3 protein-coding genes are annotated in these 2,211 nt (G+C 56.9%); 1 reads left to right on the top strand and 2 read right to left on the bottom strand.

Annotated elements, in window-relative coordinates:
* On the bottom strand, positions 1-981 hold a 981-nt coding region (locus FEM54_RS30990; protein ID WP_138454114.1), incomplete at its 3' end, for a M14 family metallopeptidase.
* 465 nt (positions 982-1,446) lie between these two features.
* Positions 1,447-1,797, bottom strand: a complete 351-nt coding sequence (locus tag FEM54_RS30985; protein ID WP_138454113.1) for a DUF6124 family protein — start codon at positions 1,795-1,797, stop codon at positions 1,447-1,449.
* A gap of 130 nt (positions 1,798-1,927) precedes the next feature.
* Here FEM54_RS30985 and FEM54_RS30980 point away from each other — a divergent pair.
* Positions 1,928-2,211 (top strand): helix-turn-helix domain-containing protein (locus tag FEM54_RS30980; protein ID WP_138454112.1); only part of this gene is annotated, 284 nt, incomplete at its 3' end.

Raw genomic sequence — 2,211 nt, 5'->3', positions numbered from 1 at the left:
GGCCAGGGTCATGTTGGCTTCGCCCGGCAGGTCGCGGGTGTAGCCGTGGGTGGTCTGGAAATCGCGGGTCAGGGCGCTCAAGTGCCTGCGGAAGTGTTTTTCCAGCGCTTCGATACGCGGGGTGTAACCGGGGTTGCCTTCGCAGCCTGCGGTGAAGATGTAGGGGATTTCTTCATCGCCATGGATATCGAGGAACAGGTCGACGCCGTATTTCTCCATCTGCTGCTGGGCGAACAGCACTTCCGGGCTGAGCGCCTCGCTGGCGTTCTGCCAGGCACGGTTGAGGTCCTGGCCCATGGCGTTGGTGCGCAGGTGCCCGTGAAAGGCGCCATCGGGGTTCATGTTGGGGATCAGGTACAGGTCGGCGACGGCCAGGAGTTTTTTCAGCTCGGCATCACCGTCCTGTTGCAGGCGCTCGATGACGCCTTCCATAAACCATTCAGCCATGTGTTCGCCGGGATGCTGCTGGGCGATGATCCACACCTTGCGCTGGCCTTCGCCACCTTTGCCGCGGCGTAGCAGCTGGATATCACGGCCCTCGACGCTTTTGCCGGTGGCGAGCAGTTGGGTACCGGCGCGGTTCAGGGCCTGTTCGATCAGCCAGTCGTGACGCTCACGGCTATACGGTTCGAAGTAGGCGAACCAGGCTTGCTTCTCGCGGGTTTGCAGGCTGATGTGCAATGTGTCGCCATCAAAACGCGTGGGCACGCGGAACCAGTTGACGTGGTCGTAGGACGCCACGGCGTTGTAACCACTCCAGGCATTTTTATATGACGAATGGCTGGCGTTGCTCAGGCGGAAGGTGTGGGTATGGCCCACATGCATGCCTTCGGCCTTGAAGTGGAACCATTGGAAATGTGCGCTGCGAGTATCGGGTTTGATCGCCAGCAACAACTGATAAGCGTCGCTGGCATCCAGGACCTGGATGTTGCCGCTGTCGAAGTCGGTGCTGATCTTGATGGAGGTCAAGGCCACTGTCATGGGCTGGCTGCCTGCGTAGGATTGTTGTGGCAGATATCTTACACAGGAGTGAGGCAAAATCTTGGTGCAAAATTGTTGCACGGGGAAGGGGGCGTCGTCCTTGACGCCGAGGCAGCTTAGATTCTATGAGATTGATTCTCAAGCGCTATTTCGCAAAGATCCGGGCTAGAGCGTTCGATCGGCTTTCTTTTGGCGATGCTCTTTTGCTACCATGCGCGCCATCAAGCAACACACAGTCTTCATTAGCCTGAAGCCACGCCAGAAAAACTGGCAAAAAAAAGACCCGGCCAAAGAGCCGGGTCAAAAACCGTGATTAGCCTGATGAGGAGATATTCCAAGAGTCCGACCTAAGGTCCCTTGGTCTATCGACTGATCTCGCGATCAGCTGAGCCCAATAATAATCATTATCATTTGCAAGTCAAATGTTTTTATCCGTGTGATAGAAATATTTTTCTTACGTGCCTGTCAGGCGTTCGCCTGGGCAGCAGGCACCTGCACTGCCTGTTCCACCATCGCTTTGGCCATATCAATCAAATACACCACCGAAAAGGCCAGGTCCCGCTGGTTGCCCTGCCGGTTGCTTGCCGATTCATAGGCGGCTGCCGCCGCACTGCGTAGCAGGTCCGATGCGTGCACCAGGGCGTCTTCCTGGCTGATGCCGGGCCTGATGTCGAAAAACGCGGCGTCAGGCGTGGGCGCCGACACATCTTCTTTCAGGTAATAGTCGAGTGCCCGTTGCGCGGCGCCACTGCTGCGCAGGGTCAGCAGTTCGTCGGTTTCGGGCGTGCAAGGCAGGTGATTCGGGAGGGTCATCATGAGGGCGATTACTCTGGCTGGACGTTGAAAACCTGCACCTGATAGTAATACGAATCGTATTTATGTCATTTGATGGATTACTACAAACTGTTTATTGTCGTGGCAATTGCGCAACGTATGGTCAGGCTCCATGGACAACTGGATAGCGTTGGTCAAAGCCAACATGAAAGACCGCAAGGTCACGCAGGATGAACTGGCCGAACGCTTGGGCATGTCCCAGGGCGGCGTCGGTCATTGGCTCAATAAGCGCCGCGTGCCCAGTCTTGCGGACATGAACCGGGTGCTGGACGAGCTGGGGCTCGGCTATCTGGAAGTCGCGCTGGAGATTCGCGAAAAGGCCGACCCAACACCCGCGCTGGAAAAACACTACAACCCGTATTTCCGCTACCCGGTCAGCGACTGGAAAGGCGTCTG

The organism is Pseudomonas edaphica (assembly GCF_005863185.1).
In the GTDB taxonomy this organism is placed as follows: Bacteria; Pseudomonadota; Gammaproteobacteria; order Pseudomonadales; family Pseudomonadaceae; genus Aquipseudomonas; species Aquipseudomonas edaphica.
This window is presented reverse-complemented; position numbering and strand designations above follow the sequence as displayed.